A 19,030-nucleotide genomic window follows, 5' to 3' on the forward strand; every position below is an offset into this window, starting at 1 on the left:
TTTCCTATTCGCACTCGTCCCGGACCAACGCCTCGATACGGTCCAGACCGAGTTCGATTCGGTCGAGACCGTTGGCGAAACTCAGTCGCAGATAGCCTTCCCCGCGTCGCTGAACGCGCCGCCGGGTGCGGTGACGACGCCGTAATCGGACAGGAGGCGCTCGGCGATGTCGAAACTCGATCCGTCCAGTTCGCTCACATCGAGGAAGGCGTAAAAAGCACCTTCCGGGCGTGGGCAGGAGATGTGTGGAATCTCCGCGACGCGCTCGGTCAGGTAATCGCGGCGTTCGCGGAACGCGGCGTGCATCTCGCGGACCGGTTCCTGCGTCCCGGTTATGGCCGCGAGTGCGGCCTGCTGGCCGACGCTCGATGGGCAGGCGGTCGTACTCTCTCCGACCTGTGTGGCGGCCTCGACGACGGACTCCGGTCGACGAGCCATCCCATCCGCCACCCCGTCATGGAGTAGGTTTTCGAGCAGGAATCGACCGTCAGGAGGCCGTCGTAGTCGGTGTACGAGGAGATGCGGCGGTATTCATCGTCGTACGTCAACCGGGCGTACACCTCATCCGCGATGACGTAGGCGTCGTGTTCCGCCGCCGCATCGACGACCGCTTTCACGGCGTCCTCGCCGTAGACACGGCCGGTGGGGTTCGAGGGCGTCGTCAGAATCACCGCGGCGGTGTCGTCGTTCATGTGGTCGATGATCCGCTCGGCGTCGAGGTCGAACCTGTCCTCGGCCAGGAGCGGGACCTTCACCGGTTCGGCGTCCGCGAGGACGACCTGATTCTCGTAGTTCGGCCACACCGGCGTCGGGAGGATTACCTCGTCGCCGGGGTCCGCGATGGCCAGAATCGCCAACGCCAACGCTTCCATTCCGCCGTTCGTGACCGTCACTTCCTCGGGAGCGAACGAAACACCCGTCTCCGACTCCATCCGTTCCGCGATTGCGGCGCGGAGCTCGGGGATTCCCGCCCCGGAGGTGTAATGGGTTTTTCCCTCGCGGGCGGCGTCCGCCGCCGCGTCGATGACGTGTTCCGGCGTATCGAAGTCCGGTTCGCCGACTTCGAGCCTGACGAGGTCGCCGCCCTGCTGCTCGGCGAGTTCGAACATCACGCGAATCCCCGAGCGTTCGAAGGTGTCTGCCCGTGCGGAAATCTTCATGTTTTCGACCGTGGTTGTCCCGTGTCAAGTAGCTTCGTAGTCCCCCCGCGCCTTGCCGGGTTGGGGATGGAAAGGAAACGCGGACGGGAACCTATTAGACCGATCCACCATCAGTTTCGAGTATGGTATCGGAACTGTTCGACGCCGAGCGATGGGAGGAGATTTCGGATTTCGATTTCCGCGACATCACGTACCACCGAGCCAAAGACCAAGGGACGGTCCGAATCGCCTTCGACCGCCCCGACGTGCGCAACGCCTTCCGGCCCGGAACCGTGGACGAACTGTATCGCGCGCTCGACCACGCCAAACGCCAATCGGACGTCGGCTGTGTGCTCCTCACCGGCAACGGTCCGTCCTCGAAGGACGGCGGCTGGGCGTTCTGCTCCGGCGGCGACCAGCGCGTTCGAGGGGGAGAAGGATACGAATACCAGGGGGAGGACGCCGACAGTAAGGACGCGTCGGAGGCGGGCCGCCTGCACATCCTCGAAGTCCAGCGTCTCATCCGTCACATCCCGAAGCCCGTCATCTGCGTCGTCCCCGGATGGGCCGTCGGCGGCGGCCACAGTCTCCACGTCGTCTGCGACATGACGCTGGCCTCGGCGGAGCATGCAAAATTCCTCCAGACCGACCCCGACGTGGCGAGTTTCGACGGCGGGTTCGGGTCGGCCTACCTCGCTCGACAGGTCGGCCAGAAGAAGGCCCGCGAAATCTTCTTCCTCGGCAAGACCTACTCCGCCGAGGAGGCCGAGGAGATGGGCATGGTCAACGAATCGGTTCCCCACGAGGAACTGGAGGACGTGGCGCTGGACTGGGCCGAGGAAATCAACGGCAAGAGTCCGACCGCGATTCGGATGCTGAAATACGCCTTCAATCTGGAGGACGACGGTCTCGTCGGCCAGCAGGTGTTCGCCGGGGAAGCCACCCGTCTGGCGTACATGACCGACGAAGCCCAAGAGGGACGGGACGCGTTCGTGGAGAAGCGCGACCCGGACTTCTCGGACTATCCGTGGCATTACTAACCACCTTTTTATCGAGAGGGTCGCTTTGCGACCCTCGATAAAAACCGGGACCAAAAGCCTGCGGCCCTCCCGCCTGAAGACCTTCGCTCTTCCGTGCTCCCGCTTGCTCGGGAAAACAAACCGCGTCTTCCCTGCCCTCGTTCGCGTTGCTCACGAGGACTTCGCTCGCGGGAACGATGGTCGGGCCTTGGCCCGCTCACAGTTCGAGGCGCGGAGCGCCTCGTTGCTCGCGGTGAGTGACTGCCCGCCACGTTTCGGTCAGATTCGATCCGACGTCGTCGGGATACTCGTCGGATTGGTGCACGTCGATATTCGACGACGATGGAACCGTTCTCCGTTTAAGTGGTTCTGGTGACAAGGTAGAGATATGGACGGAATGCGGCCGGTTCTACTGACGCAACTTCCCGATAGCGGTCGCTCTCTACTTCCCTTTCGAATCCCATCTGTCGTCGGAGGCGCGAGTTCTCTTTAAGTGGTTCTGGTGACAAGGTAGAGATATGGACGGAGCGAGGTCGCTTCTGTGGTGATGTAATTCCCGGATAGCGACCCGCACGAACGAATTTTGTTCTCAGTCGGCCGTTGGTGAGGACGATTCCTGCTCGGTGTAATTATCGTCAGTAGCGACGCCGTCATCGCCTTTCGCGATGCCGATCTCGACGCCGATTGCGGCGCTGGCGAGTCCGACACCGAAGACCAAATACCAGAGCGCGACCGTGAGGTCCTCGGGAATCGGGAGATCCATGTGGACGCCGAACTGGGCACCGCCGAACACCACGACGACGAGGAGCGCACTCCAGCGGTGACTTCGCGCACTCCACCAACTGCCCTTCGAACGCCACACGTCCCGACGTCGAACAGCGAGCCATCCGGCGACGGCGAACACCATCCAAATGACAGCAGCCAACTGCGGGTCCCAGTAGCCGTCGAGATACAGCACCGAAACGGGGAGCGAGCCGATAATCACACCGGCGAGGGGGGCGAGCGGATTTTTCATACGAACACAATACAGTCAAGTGAAAAGTAACTTTGGCTCACGAATACGTCGTCCCACGACTTTCCCCCAGAGTGTCAAGAATCCTTCCCGAAACCGACCTTTGAACTATATCCACCGAGTAGAAGGGGACGATGCGTCAAACCGACGGCGACTCGCACGACGTCCACTGGCAGTTCGCCACGGGGGACGACGCGGCGGACCAGCCCCGCCGACTCAGCAGGCGGCCGGGGGACGGTACGGTTCAGCGGGCAGACCTCCAGCGCGACCAGTCGGTTCGTCGGTGGGGACCGGTCACGCCGAGCGCGACGGTCATCGGCCGGGCGAACTCGCCGGAGTCGGACCTGAGCGAGAACATCCGCCGACTGCACGAGGAACGACACTCCGCGATGGCGGGTCACAGCAGTCGAATGCACCAACTGGACAAGCTTCGGGTCAGCCACGCGCTGTGTAACGACCTGTCGCTGACGCCGTGGCAGCGCGACTGCGTCATCGGCATCATGAGCGAGTTGGACCTCACCGCCTTCGGAAGCCAGCGGGCCATCCCGAAGGTCGCGCTGGTCGTCATCCGACACGTCGTGGACCGTGAGCGCGAACAGTACCTCGGACTGCACGACTCCGACTGGATTCGCGAGCAACCACCCGAGCAACTGACCGACCTCTACGAAACGTTTCAGTCGCTCACCGACGAGAACCGATTCACCGAACTTACAGAAAAACACGGTCTCGACATCACGAGCCTGAATCGGCTCCGTCGCGTCCTCAAGGAACAGTTGGAGGACGGCGACCTGGAGTACGCCGTCCACGGTCGGAACCCCTATCGTGACCCGAACCTGCCCAGTCTGACCGACCGATGGGGCGATCAGGGAAGCGACTGACCGGGCGACGAAGGGGGGTTTGATTTTGCTTCGACTCCAGCCGCTACGATGGAGATTACTCCGTTTCTCTTTCCTCGTCGCGTCGAACTCTAGTACGACGACTCCAACTCTCGAACCCGGGTTGAAACACTCGAATACCCTTGTAGCGGAGGAGGTCCGCGGCACGCTCGACCTCCCGTTCGCTCGGAAAGTGAATCTCGATCTCGTCGTCGGACGTATGGAGGAGCCGGAGCGTCGGTTCGTCGTCGTGATGCTCGATTTCGCGGATGTCGGTGAAACGGACGGTCCTGTCCCGGCGGAGGAGTGGAAGCACCGCTTTGAGGACGACCACCATCACAGTGATCGTAGCGATCGAGATCAGGGTACCGATCGGAGAAGCTCTGTTCGAGAAGTCGAGAAAATGGAGAACCGCCTGACCCACGGTTCCCACGGTCACCAGCGTCGTCAGGACGAACCACGCTCGCCGGGGAAGACCGTGGCCGACCCAGTTGTCGAGACACACCTTGCGGAAAAAGCCGCGTAGGGTCCGCCGAACGCGGAGTTCACCGTTCCGGACGACGAGTCTCCCTCGTTCGGTTCGAACGGTATCGTCGGCCGTCATTCTTCAGCCATTATTCGTCGGTCGTCTCTTCGTCGTGGTCGCGCCCTTCCTGGTCGTTCGTCCCATCGTCGAAGTGGATTTCCTCCATCAGGTCCGAGATTTCGTCCACGATTCGTTTTCGGTCATCCTGTGCAGGTTCGTCGTCTGTCCGTGTGTCGTCTTCGGTTCGCGTATCCCCCGTCGTGTCGTCGCCCATCGAAATCGTGTACTCCGTCCCCTAGTTGTTCGTGCTGGTAAAAATCAGTTCGGAAGACCGATGTTTGGCTCGATTCGGTGCCAATTCGCGACGACGACCTACTTCGGGATCGTCCACCCGTAGTGGGCTAACATGGCGAACGTGATGACGCCGAGCGACAGGGAGAGGATCCACGCCGAGGCCGCGATTCGGCCGATCTTCTTGTGCGGCGTGTTCCGCAGTTCGGCGGGTGTGTGACTGAGTCCGAGGACGATGGCGAACAGCACGACGGGAACCGAGATAACCGAGAGCATGATGTGAATCGCGAGCATGATGACGTAGGCGTAGTAGAGGATGGAGGTGTGCGCCAAATCGATGTGTTTCTCGCCGCCGCCACCGCCGACTTTCGTGAGGTAGAGCGCGAGAAAGACGAGAATGAGGACGAACGAGGTGATCATCGCGGCGCGGTGTTTCCTGACCTCGCCGTTGCGAATCCAGTACCACCCGAGTGCGAGCGAGATAGTCGCAATGGTGTTCACGATCGCAATTCCGTCCGAGAGCATGTCGATGGTTCCCCGCCCGATGTGCGGGTAGATGGGGAGGATGCCCGCAAACGTCCCGAGGACGAGGATGTACCCGATAACCGAGAGGATCGCCGTCACTTTCAGAGGACTCTCCCGCGCCCGTTCCCGCGCGTTCGCCGTAGCCATGCACGCACGTTTGGACTGCCGGGGTAAGGTGGCTTCGCTTCGTTCTCGATTCCTGGGATTGGTCGAGCGGGATTTCGAAGTGGGGGGATCAATACGCGGAATCCGAGACGGTCCGTGACGAGTAACCGGCCAGCGGGGCATAACAACCGGACTTGTTTTTTCGCAATTCGTTTTTCACATGTATTTCCGTTAAAGTGAAACCCGAACGCGGGGAAGGGTGGTGTATGAGCGCAGATCAGGAACAGCAGTCGATTCGCTGCCTCGTCGCCAAGGTCGGTCTCGACGGGCACGACCGCGGTGCACACGTTATCGCCCGGGCGTTCCGTGACGCCGGGTTCGAGGTCATCTACTCGGGGCTTCACAACGCTCCCGACGAAATCGTGCAGGCGGCCGTGCAGGAGGACGTGAACGTCCTCGGTATCTCCATCCTCTCCGGGGCACACGACACGCTCGTCCCGAAAATCGTCGAGGGGCTAAAGGAGTACGACGCGTTCGACGACACTCTCATCCTCGTCGGCGGTGTCGTCCCCGACGACGACAAGGCGGAACTCAAGGAACTCGGTGTCGCGGAGGTGTTCGGTCCGGGAACGCCGATGGAAGAGACTATCGAGTTCGTCCGTGAAAACGCGCCCGAACGATGAGCGCGACGCACACGGATCTACTCGCAGACCTCCTCGACGGGAAGCACCGGGCGCTGGCACGCGTCATCACGAAGATCGAGAACCGCGAACCCGGCTATCGGGAACTCGTCTCGGAACTCCACACGCACACTGGCGACGCCGAAATTATCGGTATCACCGGTAGCCCCGGCGCGGGCAAATCGACGCTCGTGGACAAGGTGGCGAACTACTACCGCGAGCGCGGCGAGACGGTCGGCGTCATCGCCATCGACCCCTCCTCCCCGTTCACGGGCGGGGCCGTCCTCGGCGACCGCATCCGGATGGCGAGTAACGTCGGCGACATGGACGTATTCTTCCGGTCGATGAGCGCCCGTGGTAGCCTCGGCGGTCTCTCCACCGCGACCTCGGATGCCGTGAAGGCGCTCGACGCGTTCGGCAAGGACAAGATCATCGTCGAGACGGTCGGTGCGGGGCAGAACGAGATCGACATCGTGAAAACCGCCGACACGGTCGCCGTGTTGGTTCCCCCCGAGAGCGGCGACAACGTCCAGATGCTCAAGGCGGGCATCCTCGAAATCGCCGACGTCTTCGTCGTGAACAAGGCGGACTTGCCGGGTGCCGACCGCGCCGTCTCGGACCTCACCGAGATGGTACACATGCGCGACGGAACACCGACGCCGGAGTTCGGCGACGGCGTCGAGGGCTACGACTGGGAACCCCCCATCGTGGAGACGATAGCGAAGGACGGCGAAGGTGTCACGGAGTTCATCGAGGTGCTGGACGAACACCACGACCTGCTCGAATCGACGGGCATGCTCGACGCGAAAACCCGAACGAGATACGCGGAGGAGATTCGAGCACTCCTGCGCGAGGACGCCAACCGACTCGTCGCGTCGGAAATCGAGTCGCGTGGTGGAATCGCGGAACTGGTCGAAGCCGTTTTCGAGCGTGAAACCGACCCGTATTCGGTCGCCGACGAGGTCATCACGCCCATCGAAGACTGTATTCACGACTGATTTCTGGCATAACGGATAAACCCGTTCGGGTCGCCCCTTCACGTATGAATCTTCGACGACTTGCGGCGGCGACGGCTGGCGGAGTTGGACTCACGGCAGCGCTCAATCGATCGCTCGCCCGAAGTGCGGAACCGCTCGACCCGCCGCTCGAAGGGTTTCAGGGAACCTATCGCTGGCGCGGGTTCGACGTAGCCTACACCGAAGCGGGTGACCCGGACAACCCCGACGTTCTTTTCCTCCACGGGATTCACGCCGCCGCATCGAACAAGGAATTCGACCAGATTTTCAGGCAACTGGCCCAGCAGTACCACGTCATCGCACCCGACCTTCCCGGATTCGGGCGGTCGTCGCGACCGCCGGTCGTGTACACCGCGTCGCTGTACACCTCGTTCGTCGTGGACTTCGCCGAGGACGTGACCGATAACGCCATCTGTCTCGTGTCGTCGCTCTCCGGGGCGTACGCCACGCTCGCACAGGTCGAGACGGGCGCGTTCTCCCAACTGGAACTCATCTGTCCGACCGACGACGCCGGAAAGCGTCGGAAGTGGCTTCGAAACCTCGTTCGGTCGCCGCTCCTCGGAACCGCGCTGTTCAACGCCATCGCCAGCAAGCGCTCGATTCGCCGGTTCAACGAACGCGACGGCTACTTCAGCGAGGCGTCGTACACGGAGAAGGACGTCGAGTTCGAGTGGCAGACCGCCCACCAACCCGGTGCCCGGTTCGCACCCGCGTCGTTCGTCTCGGGGTATCTCAACCCGGACGAGGACCTGGGCGAGGAACTCGCGCGCGTGGACGTCCCCGTAACGCTCGTCTGGGGGCGAGAAGCGAAGGTCACGCCGCTCGAAGGCGGAAAAGAACTCGCGGACGAAGCCGACACGCGCCTCGTCGTGTTCGACGAGGCGCGACTGCTTCCGCACGTCGAACATCCGGGGCCGTTTCTGGACGTCCTATTCGACGAACTAGCGCCGCTCGAACAGCAGTAGTCGGTCACCGTTCGTTTTCGATTCGCCGATAGTCAGGGAAACGGTATCCCCGACCGCCACGTCGTCGGGTGCCATCGCGGTCACTCGAACCGGCCCGAAGTCGGCGATTGCGGTCGTGTACGGTGCGTCGTCCGCGAACGACGGTGCCGCGACGTGGACGACGGTGTACGTGTCGATAGTTCCGGTTTCGGGGAGCGGCGTCTCTTCGAGGCCGATTTCCCCGCACTCGGGGCAGATTCGACGCGGCGGCAGCGAGCCGTGTCCGTTCGAACATTCGAGGTAGTAGGCGTTTCCGTCCTCGATGGCGTCCAACCACTCGTCGTAGCCCGTGTTTGCGTGCTCGTTCTCGCTCATTTGTGGACCTCCAAAACGTGAACCGTCGCACTCGCGACCGTGCCACCCGCGTTGTGGGCCACGCCGACTTTGGCGTCCGGGACGGCGTCGCTGTTGGGGTGGTCGCCGCGCAGGATGCGCGTCATCTCGGCCAGTTGGCTGGCACCCGTCGCGCCGACGGGGTGACCCTTGGCCTTCAGGCCGCCCGAGAGATTGATCGGGCGGTCGCCGTCACGTGTCGTCTCGCCGCGCTTGGCCGCGCCGATTCCCTCGCCGGGTGCGTAGAAGTCGAGGGCTTCGAGCGCCAGCACTTCCGCGATGGTGAAACAGTCGTGCACCTCGGCGACGTCCACGTCGTTCGCGTCGATTCCTGCATCTGCGTAGGCTTCCTCGGCGGCCTCCTCGGCCGCAGGCGAGCGGGCGAGGTACTCGCGCCCTTGGAGCGCCATCCGGTCGCCGCCCTGTCCGGTTCCCGTGACCGAAACCGGCGCGTCGAGGCCGTGTTCCTCGGCGTACTCGTCGCTGACGAGCACGACGGCGGCCGCACCGTCCGTGATGGGACACGCGTCGAATAGGCCGAGCGGTTCGGCGATCATCGGTGCGTCGAGCGCCTGTTCGAGTTCGATCTCCTTCTGGAACTGGGCGTGTTCGTTCGGCACGGCGTTCGCGTGGTTTTTCACCGCGATGTGAGCCAAATCCTCGCGCGAACCACCGTACTGCTCGAAGTAAGCCCGCGCCATCAGCGCGTACGCGCCGGGGAACGTTATCCCGGCCCGAACCTCGTACAGGTCGTCCGCCGCGATGGCGAGGGCTTCCGTCGTCTTCGCCGTCCCGAGGTTGTTCATCCGTTCCGCCCCGCCGACGAGAATCGCGTCGGCCTCCCCGTTCCGAACGTCCTTGACGGCCTGCCGAATCGCGACGCCGCTGGATGCACACGCGCTCTCGTAGCGCGTCGCGGGCGCACGAATTCCCGCGGCTTCCGCCATCAGCGGTCCTTGGTGGCCCTGATGTTCTGCCAATTCGCCCATGAAGTTTCCGTAGTAGAGTTCCTCGATATCGTCGCGGGGGACCTCCGCATCGGCGAACGCGCTCGCGCTCGCCTCGGCGAACAGGTCACGCCCCGTCCGCTCGGGATGCTTCCCGAAGTGAGTCAATCCGACTCCTGCAATCCGAACACCTGTCATGGGAGAACGTACGAGCGGCCCGGTTAAGAAAGCCACTCCTTTCGATTTCAGGCCGAATGGGAGAAATTTCAGCCGGTTGTCCCGGGTCGGGATGGACGAACGTACAATTACCTACCGCCAAATCCTTCATTAATTTTCAAAACTGAACGTTCACCGGAAAATCGACAAATCGGTGCCGCTGTGTGGAAATAACTAGCGGACGTACCGCGTTACCGTCCCGCATTTTTCCCGGTTCGCCGCGTCCGTTTTTCGCCCGAGTCGACTCATCACCGGCGGTACGACTCGACGGGAGAACGGGAAGAGGGTAGAATCGAACCGTTCGGCACCGAATCAGTTCGCGGAATCGACGACATCGACGTCCTCGGCGTCGATGGCGTCCGTATCGAGCCAGTGGGGAACGTAGTTCCGGCGGTCGAAGTCCTCGCGTTCGTCCTCGGTACCGATGACACACCACAGTTGGGGTTCGTCCGGGCCGTGCCAGTCTCCCTGTCGGGTGATGGAGAAACAGACCTGTTCTACGTCGTCGTAGTTGATGATCGCGTCGTCCCGGATTCCGGGGTCCCCGTGGATGATGAGCCGTTTCATACGAGAGGGTTTGTAAGGCGGTCAATTAAGCGCTTTGCAACCGCCGTTCGACTCCGCTTCGGGTACGGATTCGTCTCAGACGTAGTATGGGACGTTGTTCATGTGGGTGACGATTTCGTCGCCGAGGGTGTCGAGATAGTTCGAGTGGTCGTCGCCAACTTGCGAAGTCGCGTCGTACTCGACGTAGTTGGGTGCGGGCGTGTTGCCGTCCTCGTACCCCGTCTCGCCGAGCGCCTGGTCGAACTCGATGGTGTTGTACACCCACTCCAGCACGTCGTCCTCCTCGTTGTGGTAGTTGAACGTCGCCGTCGTCTGGTTCGTGATGGCGTTGTACGTGTCCATCCACTCCTTGGTGGGCGCTTCGTTGTCCGTCGCCGCGCCGAGCATGTGGGTCGAGTACACCTCGTAACCGCCGTCGTTCCACCACGAGGTCACGTCGAGCGAGCGAAGCGAACTGAGGAGCACCTGTGCACCGAGCGAGTGGCTGGCGAACCTGAGCGTGGTGTTCGGACAGTAGTATTTGAGGTACACCGCGAACTGCGCGAGTTTGACGCCATTCTTCTGGGCGACGTCCTGTGCCGTCCCCCAGCCGAAGTCGACGCCGCCACCGGCGTCGCTGTCCCACGAATAGCCGATAAGGGTTCCGTCGTACCCTGCGGCGTCGAGGTTGTTCTTCGCCGAGAGGAACTTGTCTTGGGCCTCCTGCACGGGGTCGCCGCCCGTCTTGTGCCAGCCGTGGATGAACACGGTCAAATCGTCCACACAGCCGGTATCGACGCCCGGAACATCGCCAGTGGTGTCGTAGCCCGTCTCGGTGTGGCCCGAAGTCAAGTTACCGTCGTCGTCGAAGTGGCCGCGTGTCGAGACGATGGGAATCCCGTATCGGTCCGCGCTTACCGTTCCCGTTCCCATTCCGAGCGCTGCGAGTCCCGCCCCTGCGACACCGGTTCGTTTGAGAAATTGCCGTCGATTGACGTTTGTCATGATGTATTCACTCTGTATTTTATGGAGATGAACTTCAAAATTTTTATTTTCATAATAGAATGAAATAGACTCACGGAGAGGGCTATATATTCCGTCCCGCATCCGTCGCAGTGGAAACCAAACGGGTTTTAAGTCCCGGCCCGCAATTTCACCGTAAGGTCGATATCTATGCAGATGCCACGTCGATTTAACACGTACTGTCCGCACTGTCACTCACACCACGAACACGAAGTCGAGAAGGTCCGCACTGGCCGACGAACCGGTATGAAGTGGGACGCTCGCCAGCAGAAACGCGGTAAAGCCGTCATCGGTAACGCTGGTGGTTTCTCGAAGGTGCCCGGTGGGGACAAACCGACGAAGAAGACCGACTTGAAATACCGTTGCAGCGAGTGTGGCAAAGCACACCTCCGCCCGGGATGGCGTGCAGGCCGACTCGAATTCCAGGAGTAAACACATGGCAGGAAATTTCTACAAAGTTCAGTGTCCGGACTGTGAGAACGAACAGACCGTCTTCGGCAAGGCGTCGAGCGAAGTCAACTGCGTCGTCTGTGGTCACAACCTCGCCACGCCGACCGGCGGCAAGGCAGAAATCAACGGCGACGTCCTCGAAACGATAGCATCCCGATGAAATACAGTGGCTGGCCCGACACTGGCGAACTCGTCGTCGGTAAAGTAGACGAGATTGAAGACTTCGGGGTCTTCATCGACCTCGAAGAGTACGAAGACAAGCGTGGGCTTGTCCACGTCAGCGAGGTCGCCAGCGGTTGGATCAAAAACGTCCGAGACCACGTCAGCACCGGACAGACCGTCGTCTGTAAGGTTCTCGACGTTGACGAGGGGTCCCAACAGATCGACCTCTCGATCAAGGACGTGAACGAGCATCAGCGAAGCGACAAGATCCAGGACTGGAAGAACGAGCAGAAGGCCGACAAGTGGATGTCGCTCGCGTTCGGCGAGGACATGGGCGACGAGCAGTACACGCACGTCGCAAACGAACTCCTCTCCGAGTTCGGCAGCATCTACGACGGCTTCGAGCAAGCGGCGATTCACGGTCCCGAAGCGCTCGACAGCACCGACCTCACGGACGAGGAAATCGGACAACTAGTCGAGACCGCTCGCGAGAACGTCTCGGTTCCCTACGTCACCGTCACCGGCTACGTCGACCTCCGCAACCCGGGGAAAGACGGCGTCGATGGCATCAAGGAGGCGCTCAAAGCCGCCGAAGGAAACGGCGACATTCCCGACGAAGTGGAACTCGACGTTACCTACGTCGGTGCACCCGAATATCGCGTTCGTGTGAAGGCACCGAACTACAAGACGGCGGAGGCGCAACTCGAAGAGAGCGTCCACCGTGCGGAGGTCGTCATGGACGGCATCGAGGGGACCGCCGACTTCCACCGTGACCGCCACACCGAAGACGAATGAAATCGAACATCCGGGTATGTTCCGCGTGGGAGGCGGAACACGACCGCCCGGTGTACACCCTTTTGACGACGTGTCCCGACTGTGGAGCGAACGCCGTAAACAGCGCACCCGCCCCGTTCGACCCGAACGACCCGTACGGGGAGTACCGACGCGCACTTAAGCGGCGCGACCACGAATAAGGTACATGGACGAAATCGACATCGACATCGTCGCCAATCCCGACTTGGAAAGCCCCGTCCTCATCGAGGGACTTCCGGGCGTCGGTCACGTCGGTAAACTCGTCGCCGAGCATCTACTCGAAGAGAAAGAAAGCGAACTCGTTCGACGGGTGTACTCCGAGTATCTGCCGCCACAGGTGAGCGTCGGGGACGACGGCACGGCCGCACTGGTCTGTGTGGAACTCCACGCGTTGACGCTGGACGGGCAGGACGTACTCGTCCTGACGGGCGACTATCAAGCCCAGGACAACGTCGGCCACTATCGGCTGACGAACGCCTTTTTGGACATCGCCGAGGAGTTCGGTGTCGAACGCGTCTTCGCGCTCGGCGGCGTGCCGACCGGCGAACTCATCGAGGAGTACGCCGTGTTAGGTGCGGCCGCGACGACGGAGTTCGTGGACGAACTCGAAGACGCGGGCGTCGAGTTCCGCGAGGACGAACCGGCGGGCGGCATCGTCGGCACCAGCGGACTCCTGCTCGGTCTCGGCGGACGGCGCGGGTTCGAAGCGACGTGCCTGATGGGCGAGACGAGCGGGTATCTGGTCGACCCGAAAAGCGCGCAGGCGGTCCTCGAAGTCCTCCAGAAGGTGCTCGATTTCGAGGTCGATTTCAGTTCGCTCGAAGAGCGCGCCGAGGAGATGGAGGAAGTCGTTAACAAGATAGAGGAGATGGAATCCCAATCCCAACAGGCATCCATCCCGTCGGACGACGACCTGCGGTACATCGGCTGAGCAGTCACGTTTTCCCCGTCGTAACGGCCAGTTAGAACAGCGAACGCTCTTGTCCGTTGTAAATGTGGTACAGCGCGGAGACGAGGAAGAACGTCAAAAAGAACCACGTCCAGAACTCGAAATCCAGCAGTTGTATGGAAAAGAGGTGGAGTTTCGCCGCGAAGAGGACGATGAACTCCAGTACCCCGAGACCGAGATAGTACGTCGGCCACGAAACGTCGTGTTCGGCGACGACCTCCATATACACCTCGACCTCGCGTGCGCGGTCGTTGAGAACCAGTTCCTTCGACCGTTGGTCGTACTCCACGATACCGAGGTCGTCCAGTTTCGGGAGGTGTGTCTGATGGAGCGAAACGTAGACACTCTTTCTAACGTTTCTGGGTGGGGGGACTCCCCCGTTTCCAGCGTGGCGATGTGTTCCGCGAGGTCGTCGACGGCCAGTGAGTCACCCGTTTGGCGAAGATACCGAATCGTTTCGCGTCGTCGGTCGTTCCGCAAGACGTTATGAATCTGACTCTCGTCGAGTTCCCCTTTTGTCCCCGGTTCGGTGAGTTTCATAGCTTGGAGGTAAACATGAGATTATCTCCGAGTTCGATACACACGCATATATTATAACCAAGGGTATTAACTTTGCCACCCAACAGGCGTTTTTTTAGAACAGTATTTTCCACGAACCACTTTGCCGCAAGCGATTCACTCACCGTTGAAATGGGTCGAGTTGACTCGTTTCCTCACACGACGCCTGACGAACCCGCAAAGGAATTGCAGCATTTTTGAACGACTGTAACTTATTCGACGTTTGCAACTTCGTAGGCGACACCGACGTCCCGAAGGGCGTCGGTGACGCGCCCGACGCTGTCGGAGGTTGCGACGATGACCACGTCCAAGCCACGCTCCGCGGCCTCGGCGGCGACTTCGCCCGCGGCGAACGTCGTGTCGGGTTCGAGACCAGCGGACTGCAGCGCGACGACAGCTTCGACACCGGTCGCAGCGAGGACGGGAGCGCCGTCACAGACGGCCGCCAGCGCGTCCGAATCGATCGACCGACTACCTCCGGAACGGACCGGCGGAACCTGATACACCGTCACGTGGCCGGGATCGAGGTCGATGATTCCTTCGAATTCCGTGACGCCGACTTCCGTGCCCTCCTCGGCGTCCGTCGTGGCGATACCGGTCGCAGGCCCTTCGTCGCCCGGCGTCGCGTGGAGTAATCCATCGGCGAGCGTGATCGAGACGGTCGTTCCCGCGTCGATGTTGGTCCGTGCGATTGCGGCGTCCTCCCCGACGTTCCCGAGGATATCGTCCGTGACGTGATCCGCGAAGCGCCGGACGTCGGTCGCGGACTGCAACAGCCAATCGACGCCCTCCTTGGTCACCCGATAGCGAGAGCGTCCTTCCTTTTCTACGAGCCCGTCGTCCACGAGGCCGCGAATGTACTCGCTGACGGCTTGGCTCGTGACGCCGACGGCGTCGGCGATTTCGCCTTGACTCACCGCCGGTTGGCGGTCAGCGATCTCCGAGAGGATTCGAAACCGGGTCGCGGCTCGCTTGTCCTCCAACACGTCGGCCATACCCGAACCGTCGGGCGGAACGATAAAAATACCAGCGGTCGGCGAGTGAAAGCGGGAGACGACCACCTCGTGTGGAAACGCATCGGGTGTCGACGTATTCGGGCGATTTGAAGAACGTCAACTCTATATTTTCCGAGAACAAGGACGAATCGTGATCGAAGTCGCCCCCGTCGCCCTTTCCGTCCCTCTTTCGTTATCGGTCTCGTGGCTGACGACGACGTTTCCCGATTACCTCGTGTGGGTCGTCATCGCCGCGTTCGTCGCCACCGCCGCGCTCGAAGGATACGACCGCGATCTAGCGCGTGGCGTCGGCATGGGGGCGTGGGTGCTGTTCGGGCTCTTTTGGGGCGTTCTCTTTCCCCGGTTCGCGTTCGAGATGCGGAGTTTCATCGAGGGTACGTTGTGCCTCGTCGCGGTTCCGTTGTGCGTGTATACGGGCTACCAACTGTACACCGGACGGGATTCGCTCTTCGTCCTCTCCCGCGGCGTCGCGGCGATGGGACTCATCTACGTCCCGTTCCTGACGATCGAACCGCTCCGCCAGTGGATCGTCGAACTCGTGAGCGCACAGACGAACGCCGTCATCCACCTGCTCGGGTACGACCCGGACTTCACTATCGCGGAACAGAACGGCTATCACAGCGCGTTCATCTTCCACGACAGCAACGGCCACCGGTATTACACGTATCTCGTCTTGGCGTGTACCGGAATCGGCAGCATGAGTATCTTCGGCGGCCTCATCGCCGCCGTCCGCGCGCCGCTCCGCCGAAAGATCAGCGCGTTCGCGGTGGCAATTTCCATTATCTGGGTGCTGAACGTCATCCGCAACGTGTTCATCTCCGTCGCGTTCGGCAACCAATGGTTCCAGATATTCGTCGGTCCCGTCACCAGTCTCACGGGCTACGCCGACCCGAAGATGGTCTCGTTCTTCATCGCGGACAGGGTACTCAGCCAACTGCTCGCCGTGATATCGCTCGTCGTCATCCTGTGGTTGGTGGTCCGTATCCTCCCCGAACTGCTGACGGTCATCGAGGACGTCATCTACCTCGTCTCCGGACGGGAGTACGACCTCAGCCAACGTACCCGGGCCGATGGTCGACGCTGAATTCGCGGACCGCGCCGTTTTCCTTCCGTCCGCCGACGCGCTCGTCCTCGCCGACCTCCACATCGGACGGGACGCGACGTCGAACGTTTCCCTGTCGCTCGGCGAGCGAACCGATCTGACCACGAGAGTTTCCGACCTCCTCGACCGTTTTTCCCCGGGCGAAGTCGTCCTCGCGGGCGACGTTCTCCACGCCTTCGACAGACTGCCGGAGGAGGCCGAATCGACGTTCGCCGACTTCCGGGAACTCGTGGACGAAGCGGGTGCCACACTTGTCGTCGTTCGGGGCAACCACGATACGTTGCTCGACGAACTCGCCGACCCACGGGACGAGTACCGTCTCGCGGACGGGACGCTGGTCCATCACGGCCACGAGGAACCCGACGCGGACGCGCCCCGATACGTCGTCGGTCACGACCATCCGGCCATCGAAATCGAGGGGAAGCGTCGCCCGTGCTACCTCTGGGGGGAGGAGACCTACCGAGGATCGGACGTTCTCGTCCTCCCGGCGTTCACCCGTTTCGCGAGCGGAATGGTCGTAAACGACCTGCGGGGGGGCGACTTTCAGTCCCCCCTCGTCACGCGGACGAATCCGCTCCGACCCATCGTCCGCGACGAGGATGCCGACGAAACCTACCGGTTCCCGCCGCTCGCCGAGTTTCGGAAACTGCTGTAATCCGTAGTTCGGAGGAAGCGTTGCCGAATCGGGTATTCGATGGGATATCTTATCGAAGTGTTCAGCAAGCGTCGATTCGGCAATCGAACTGCAAGGAGAAATTCGGTCGGGAGCACCGGAGATTATAGGTTTTCGATCAGTTTTATCAGTCGATTATTCGAGACCGATACGAAGACATCCACGACTTTTTGTCCTCGTTTGTACGTTTTCTCGAACGAGCGAATCCGTTCGAGATCTTCCCTCGCACGCTCATCGTCCACTCCTTCGAGGCGGTCCTCGGCGGATTCGAGTGCACGAGTCATGATGTCCAGTTCGCGTTGAACTTCCCGACGGAGAAATTCTTGGACGATACGCCAAAGATCGGTTTCGGCCTCGTAAAACGCCTTTTTGCCTTCGCCCGGAATCGAGCGACGGTGCACGACGTGAAATTGCTCTAGGCGTTTCATCGCCGTACTCACCGTGGACTTCGCATAGCCGCTCTCTTCAACGATTTCGTCGAGAGAAACCGGTCGGTTTTCGAAGAACAGTATCCCGTACAGGCGTCCGTAACTTCCGTTGAACCCGTACACCTCAGCGCTGTGTTCTAACGCTTCGATGACCTCCTCCCGTGCCTCGGTTACCGGATCGACATCGTTGCTCATGTTCGTTATAATCGGTACGTAGTAAAAATAGAAAACGGTTCCTCGAACCGCTCGACATCGATTTTTCCACTTTCAGACGGCGGCGGCACGCACAAAACTCGAAAATATAGGAAGAGTTATGGTTTTGTGATCTTTATATTCGGTATATGCCGAATATAGAAAACGGAGGTGGGGACCAACCCCAAGCAAACCAACAACGGGTTCTCATCTGTGGTGCGGGAATCGCCGGGCTAACGCTAGCATGGTGGCTAGATCGGGATGGATGGGACGTCACGTTGATCGAGAAGGCGGCCGGATTGCGCGAGGAAGGATATATGATCGATTTTCTCGGCTCCGGGTACGACGTGGCGAAACGAATGGGCATCCTCCCACGACTCAAAGAGGTAGAATACCCGATTGCAGAGATCATCGATGTCGATTCGAACGGGAACACCGTCTCTACGATAGATTACGAGTTGTTCAGGCGTCTGAAGGACGGAGAACTGCTCTCACTGATGCGTGGGGATTTGGAGCGTGTGCTTTACGAATCCCTGTCGGATGACGTCGAAATTCGCTACGGTCTCACTGTGGACGAGGTCGGGCAGAACGGACGCGAGGTAACTGTCGATCTCACCGATGGAACAAAAGAACAGGTCGACCTACTAGTCGGTGCTGATGGGATTCATTCCCGCGTTCGGGAACTCACGTTTGGGGAGGAGGAGAAGTACCGTCGCTATCTCGGCTATCAGACTGCAGCGTACATTTTCGAAGACGATGCATTTAGACGAAAGTTGGACGGCGGATTTCGGGATATCACGGTGGAGAATCGGACCGCCGGTTTCTATCCGATTCGGGACGGAAAAGTCGCCACCTGGTTCGCCCACGATGCGCCGGACGAGAAGTTACCGGCCGCTCCCTGTGACGAGTTGCGGAGGACGTTCGGCGACATCGGATGGATCGTACCCGACGCGCTCGATCATTGTTCGGATGGCGATAGCATCTACTACGACCAGGTCGCACAGATCGAGATGGATCATTGGTCGAGGGGACGAGTGACGTTAGTCGGGGACGCCTGTTACGCCGTTTCGCTCCTCGCGGGACAAGGGGCATCCATGGCGATGGGTGGTGCCTACGTTCTCGCTCGTAAGCTACGCGAAGCTTCCGTTATCGAAGAGGGATTGGCTGAATACGAGGCCAAGATGAAACCGGAGATCGAGAAAAAGCAAGCGTACGGGAGGCGCACTGCGAGTTTTCTCATCCCCCCTACGAAGTGGCACGTCAAAATGCGGGATGCAGTGCTCAACCTCTCCCAACTTCCCGGACTGTACTGGCTCCTTCGACCCGTTGTAGCGGGGACCGACAGCGTCATCTCGACGAAATAGGCACCGTGTGTCCCTTCGAAGCGTCCATGGCATCCTGTAATTGTTCCGATATGGTCGCATGTACAC

24 protein-coding genes and 1 pseudogene are annotated in these 19,030 nt (G+C 60.8%); 13 read left to right on the top strand and 12 right to left on the bottom strand.

Translation table 11 applies throughout. The features are described 5' to 3' along the window. Positions 1-4: 4 nt before the first annotated feature. Positions 5-1,188: pseudogene (locus A4G99_RS10725) on the bottom strand (pyridoxal phosphate-dependent aminotransferase). A gap of 94 nt (positions 1,189-1,282) precedes the next feature. Between A4G99_RS10725 and A4G99_RS10730 the strand changes: the two are divergent. Next, complete coding sequence (locus A4G99_RS10730) at positions 1,283-2,179, top strand: 1,4-dihydroxy-2-naphthoyl-CoA synthase (RefSeq protein WP_066143212.1); 897 nt, start codon at positions 1,283-1,285, stop codon at positions 2,177-2,179. A gap of 568 nt (positions 2,180-2,747) precedes the next feature. On the opposite strand, the gene A4G99_RS10735 is transcribed toward A4G99_RS10730, so the two are convergent. Next, a complete protein-coding gene (locus tag A4G99_RS10735; protein WP_066143215.1) occupies positions 2,748-3,173 on the bottom strand; it encodes a hypothetical protein in 426 nt (141 codons plus the stop codon). A 131-nt stretch (positions 3,174-3,304) separates the two neighbouring features. Between A4G99_RS10735 and A4G99_RS10740 the strand changes: the two genes are divergently transcribed. Continuing rightward, positions 3,305-4,048 carry a DNA-directed RNA polymerase subunit epsilon gene (locus A4G99_RS10740; RefSeq protein WP_066143218.1) on the top strand — a complete coding sequence of 248 codons (744 nt, stop codon included), beginning with the start codon at positions 3,305-3,307 and terminating at the stop codon, positions 4,046-4,048. A 55-nt stretch (positions 4,049-4,103) separates the two neighbouring features. On the opposite strand, the gene A4G99_RS10745 is transcribed toward A4G99_RS10740, so the two are convergent. The 3 genes from A4G99_RS10745 to A4G99_RS10755 all read right to left on the bottom strand — a co-directional run bounded on the left by A4G99_RS10745 (position 4,104) and on the right by A4G99_RS10755 (position 5,534). Continuing rightward, the gene (locus A4G99_RS10745; RefSeq protein WP_066143221.1) at positions 4,104-4,649 is read right to left on the bottom strand and encodes a hypothetical protein; all 546 of its coding nucleotides are present in this window, start codon (positions 4,647-4,649) and stop codon (positions 4,104-4,106) included. A 10-nt stretch (positions 4,650-4,659) separates the two neighbouring features. Then, entirely contained in the window at positions 4,660-4,845 is a 186-nt protein-coding gene (locus A4G99_RS10750) for a hypothetical protein (RefSeq protein WP_066143223.1), read from the bottom strand. A 98-nt stretch (positions 4,846-4,943) separates the two neighbouring features. Further along, positions 4,944-5,534: a DUF420 domain-containing protein gene (locus tag A4G99_RS10755; RefSeq protein WP_066143226.1), complete on the bottom strand. Its 591-nt coding sequence runs from the start codon at positions 5,532-5,534 to the stop codon at positions 4,944-4,946. A gap of 224 nt (positions 5,535-5,758) precedes the next feature. Here A4G99_RS10755 and A4G99_RS10760 point away from each other — a divergent pair, with 224 nt between their 5' ends. From A4G99_RS10760 to A4G99_RS10770, 3 genes are read left to right on the top strand one after another with little or no spacing between them, the layout of a single operon-like run. After that, positions 5,759-6,175, top strand: a complete 417-nt coding sequence (locus A4G99_RS10760; RefSeq protein WP_066143229.1) for a cobalamin B12-binding domain-containing protein — start codon at positions 5,759-5,761, stop codon at positions 6,173-6,175. After that, positions 6,172-7,170, top strand: coding sequence for a methylmalonyl Co-A mutase-associated GTPase MeaB (gene meaB, locus A4G99_RS10765; protein WP_066143232.1), 999 nt, complete (start codon positions 6,172-6,174; stop codon positions 7,168-7,170). The genes A4G99_RS10760 and meaB overlap by 4 nt, the downstream gene beginning before the upstream one ends. Positions 7,171-7,214: 44 nt before the next feature. Beyond that, positions 7,215-8,153: an alpha/beta fold hydrolase gene (locus A4G99_RS10770; protein WP_066143233.1), complete on the top strand. Its 939-nt coding sequence runs from the start codon at positions 7,215-7,217 to the stop codon at positions 8,151-8,153. Here A4G99_RS10770 and A4G99_RS10775 read toward each other — a convergent pair. The 4 genes from A4G99_RS10775 to A4G99_RS10790 form a co-directional block, all read right to left on the bottom strand. Next, positions 8,130-8,507 (bottom strand): Zn-ribbon domain-containing OB-fold protein, encoded by a 378-nt coding sequence (locus A4G99_RS10775; protein WP_066143235.1) that lies wholly within the window; start codon positions 8,505-8,507, stop codon positions 8,130-8,132. The two genes, A4G99_RS10770 and A4G99_RS10775, sit on opposite strands and share 24 nt — an antisense overlap. After that, a complete protein-coding gene (locus A4G99_RS10780) occupies positions 8,504-9,670 on the bottom strand; it encodes a thiolase domain-containing protein (protein ID WP_066143237.1) in 1,167 nt (388 codons plus the stop codon). Before A4G99_RS10780 ends, A4G99_RS10775 begins: the two co-directional genes overlap by 4 nt. 330 nt (positions 9,671-10,000) lie before the next feature. Continuing rightward, on the bottom strand, positions 10,001-10,255 hold the full coding sequence (locus tag A4G99_RS10785; protein ID WP_066143243.1) for an HAH_0734 family protein: 255 nt from the start codon (positions 10,253-10,255) through the stop codon (positions 10,001-10,003). Positions 10,256-10,330: 75 nt separating this feature from the next. Further along, the gene (locus tag A4G99_RS10790) at positions 10,331-11,239 is read right to left on the bottom strand and encodes a twin-arginine translocation signal domain-containing protein (protein WP_066143246.1); all 909 of its coding nucleotides are present in this window, start codon (positions 11,237-11,239) and stop codon (positions 10,331-10,333) included. Between the two features lie 168 nt (positions 11,240-11,407). Here A4G99_RS10790 and A4G99_RS10795 point away from each other — a divergent pair, with 168 nt between their 5' ends. Genes A4G99_RS10795 through A4G99_RS10815 form a run of 5 tightly spaced genes read left to right on the top strand, consistent with a single transcriptional unit; the run spans position 11,408 to position 13,613 of the window. After that, positions 11,408-11,689, top strand: a complete 282-nt coding sequence (locus A4G99_RS10795; protein WP_066143248.1) for a 50S ribosomal protein L44e — start codon at positions 11,408-11,410, stop codon at positions 11,687-11,689. A 4-nt stretch (positions 11,690-11,693) separates the two neighbouring features. Continuing rightward, positions 11,694-11,867 carry a 30S ribosomal protein S27e gene (locus A4G99_RS10800; protein WP_066143251.1) on the top strand — a complete coding sequence of 58 codons (174 nt, stop codon included), beginning with the start codon at positions 11,694-11,696 and terminating at the stop codon, positions 11,865-11,867. Beyond that, positions 11,864-12,664, top strand: a complete 801-nt coding sequence (locus A4G99_RS10805) for a translation initiation factor IF-2 subunit alpha (RefSeq protein ID WP_066143254.1) — start codon at positions 11,864-11,866, stop codon at positions 12,662-12,664. Before A4G99_RS10800 ends, A4G99_RS10805 begins: the two co-directional genes overlap by 4 nt. After that, positions 12,661-12,843 carry an RNA-protein complex protein Nop10 gene (locus tag A4G99_RS10810; RefSeq protein WP_066143257.1) on the top strand — a complete coding sequence of 61 codons (183 nt, stop codon included), beginning with the start codon at positions 12,661-12,663 and terminating at the stop codon, positions 12,841-12,843. The genes A4G99_RS10805 and A4G99_RS10810 overlap by 4 nt, the downstream gene beginning before the upstream one ends. Positions 12,844-12,848: 5 nt before the next feature. After that, a complete protein-coding gene (locus tag A4G99_RS10815; RefSeq protein WP_066143260.1) occupies positions 12,849-13,613 on the top strand; it encodes a proteasome assembly chaperone family protein in 765 nt (254 codons plus the stop codon). Positions 13,614-13,644: 31 nt separating this feature from the next. Here A4G99_RS10815 and A4G99_RS27165 read toward each other — a convergent pair whose 3' ends face one another. Next, positions 13,645-13,920: a hypothetical protein gene (locus tag A4G99_RS27165; protein ID WP_223301824.1), complete on the bottom strand. Its 276-nt coding sequence runs from the start codon at positions 13,918-13,920 to the stop codon at positions 13,645-13,647. 481 nt (positions 13,921-14,401) lie between these two features. Beyond that, positions 14,402-15,184: a MarR family transcriptional regulator gene (locus A4G99_RS10825; protein WP_066145132.1), complete on the bottom strand. Its 783-nt coding sequence runs from the start codon at positions 15,182-15,184 to the stop codon at positions 14,402-14,404. A 208-nt stretch (positions 15,185-15,392) separates the two neighbouring features. Here A4G99_RS10825 and artA point away from each other — a divergent pair, with 208 nt between their 5' ends. After that, positions 15,393-16,289 (top strand): archaeosortase A, encoded by an 897-nt coding sequence (artA, locus tag A4G99_RS10830; RefSeq protein WP_066145134.1) that lies wholly within the window; start codon positions 15,393-15,395, stop codon positions 16,287-16,289. After that, the gene (locus tag A4G99_RS10835) at positions 16,276-16,962 is read left to right on the top strand and encodes a metallophosphoesterase (protein WP_066143262.1); all 687 of its coding nucleotides are present in this window, start codon (positions 16,276-16,278) and stop codon (positions 16,960-16,962) included. The genes artA and A4G99_RS10835 overlap by 14 nt, the downstream gene beginning before the upstream one ends. Positions 16,963-17,084: 122 nt before the next feature. Here A4G99_RS10835 and A4G99_RS10840 read toward each other — a convergent pair whose 3' ends face one another. Further along, the gene (locus A4G99_RS10840; RefSeq protein ID WP_066143265.1) at positions 17,085-17,603 is read right to left on the bottom strand and encodes a GbsR/MarR family transcriptional regulator; all 519 of its coding nucleotides are present in this window, start codon (positions 17,601-17,603) and stop codon (positions 17,085-17,087) included. A gap of 146 nt (positions 17,604-17,749) precedes the next feature. Here A4G99_RS10840 and A4G99_RS10845 point away from each other — a divergent pair, with 146 nt between their 5' ends. Further along, entirely contained in the window at positions 17,750-18,964 is a 1,215-nt protein-coding gene (locus A4G99_RS10845) for an FAD-dependent oxidoreductase (RefSeq protein WP_066143269.1), read from the top strand. Positions 18,965-19,030 lie beyond the last annotated feature (66 nt).

Origin of the sequence: Haladaptatus sp. R4, from assembly GCF_001625445.1 — an archaeon.
Lineage (GTDB): Archaea > Halobacteriota > Halobacteria > Halobacteriales > Haladaptataceae > Haladaptatus.

What these genes read in the sequence shown, in the direction of transcription:
- A4G99_RS10760 (WP_066143229.1), top strand. Translation starts at nt 5,759, where the DNA reads ATGAGCGCAGATCAGGAACAGCAGTCGATTCGCTGCCTCGTCGCCAAG.
- A4G99_RS10845 (WP_066143269.1), top strand. Translation starts at nt 17,750, where the DNA reads ATGCCGAATATAGAAAACGGAGGTGGGGACCAACCCCAAGCAAACCAA.
- A4G99_RS10780 (WP_066143237.1), bottom strand. Translation starts at nt 9,670, where the DNA reads ATGACAGGTGTTCGGATTGCAGGAGTCGGATTGACTCACTTCGGGAAG.
- A4G99_RS10745 (WP_066143221.1), bottom strand. Translation starts at nt 4,649, where the DNA reads ATGACGGCCGACGATACCGTTCGAACCGAACGAGGGAGACTCGTCGTC.
- A4G99_RS10770 (WP_066143233.1), top strand. Translation starts at nt 7,215, where the DNA reads ATGAATCTTCGACGACTTGCGGCGGCGACGGCTGGCGGAGTTGGACTC.
- A4G99_RS10810 (WP_066143257.1), top strand. Translation starts at nt 12,661, where the DNA reads ATGAAATCGAACATCCGGGTATGTTCCGCGTGGGAGGCGGAACACGAC.
- A4G99_RS10800 (WP_066143251.1), top strand. Translation starts at nt 11,694, where the DNA reads ATGGCAGGAAATTTCTACAAAGTTCAGTGTCCGGACTGTGAGAACGAA.
- A4G99_RS10775 (WP_066143235.1), bottom strand. Translation starts at nt 8,507, where the DNA reads ATGAGCGAGAACGAGCACGCAAACACGGGCTACGACGAGTGGTTGGAC.
- A4G99_RS10815 (WP_066143260.1), top strand. Translation starts at nt 12,849, where the DNA reads ATGGACGAAATCGACATCGACATCGTCGCCAATCCCGACTTGGAAAGC.
- A4G99_RS10795 (WP_066143248.1), top strand. Translation starts at nt 11,408, where the DNA reads ATGCAGATGCCACGTCGATTTAACACGTACTGTCCGCACTGTCACTCA.
- A4G99_RS10790 (WP_066143246.1), bottom strand. Translation starts at nt 11,239, where the DNA reads ATGACAAACGTCAATCGACGGCAATTTCTCAAACGAACCGGTGTCGCA.
- A4G99_RS10840 (WP_066143265.1), bottom strand. Translation starts at nt 17,603, where the DNA reads ATGAGCAACGATGTCGATCCGGTAACCGAGGCACGGGAGGAGGTCATC.
- A4G99_RS10755 (WP_066143226.1), bottom strand. Translation starts at nt 5,534, where the DNA reads ATGGCTACGGCGAACGCGCGGGAACGGGCGCGGGAGAGTCCTCTGAAA.
- A4G99_RS10785 (WP_066143243.1), bottom strand. Translation starts at nt 10,255, where the DNA reads ATGAAACGGCTCATCATCCACGGGGACCCCGGAATCCGGGACGACGCG.
- A4G99_RS10750 (WP_066143223.1), bottom strand. Translation starts at nt 4,845, where the DNA reads ATGGGCGACGACACGACGGGGGATACGCGAACCGAAGACGACACACGG.
- A4G99_RS10740 (WP_066143218.1), top strand. Translation starts at nt 3,305, where the DNA reads ATGCGTCAAACCGACGGCGACTCGCACGACGTCCACTGGCAGTTCGCC.
- A4G99_RS10735 (WP_066143215.1), bottom strand. Translation starts at nt 3,173, where the DNA reads ATGAAAAATCCGCTCGCCCCCCTCGCCGGTGTGATTATCGGCTCGCTC.
- A4G99_RS10730 (WP_066143212.1), top strand. Translation starts at nt 1,283, where the DNA reads ATGGTATCGGAACTGTTCGACGCCGAGCGATGGGAGGAGATTTCGGAT.
- A4G99_RS10835 (WP_066143262.1), top strand. Translation starts at nt 16,276, where the DNA reads ATGGTCGACGCTGAATTCGCGGACCGCGCCGTTTTCCTTCCGTCCGCC.
- A4G99_RS10825 (WP_066145132.1), bottom strand. Translation starts at nt 15,184, where the DNA reads ATGGCCGACGTGTTGGAGGACAAGCGAGCCGCGACCCGGTTTCGAATC.
- meaB (WP_066143232.1), top strand. Translation starts at nt 6,172, where the DNA reads ATGAGCGCGACGCACACGGATCTACTCGCAGACCTCCTCGACGGGAAG.
- A4G99_RS10805 (WP_066143254.1), top strand. Translation starts at nt 11,864, where the DNA reads ATGAAATACAGTGGCTGGCCCGACACTGGCGAACTCGTCGTCGGTAAA.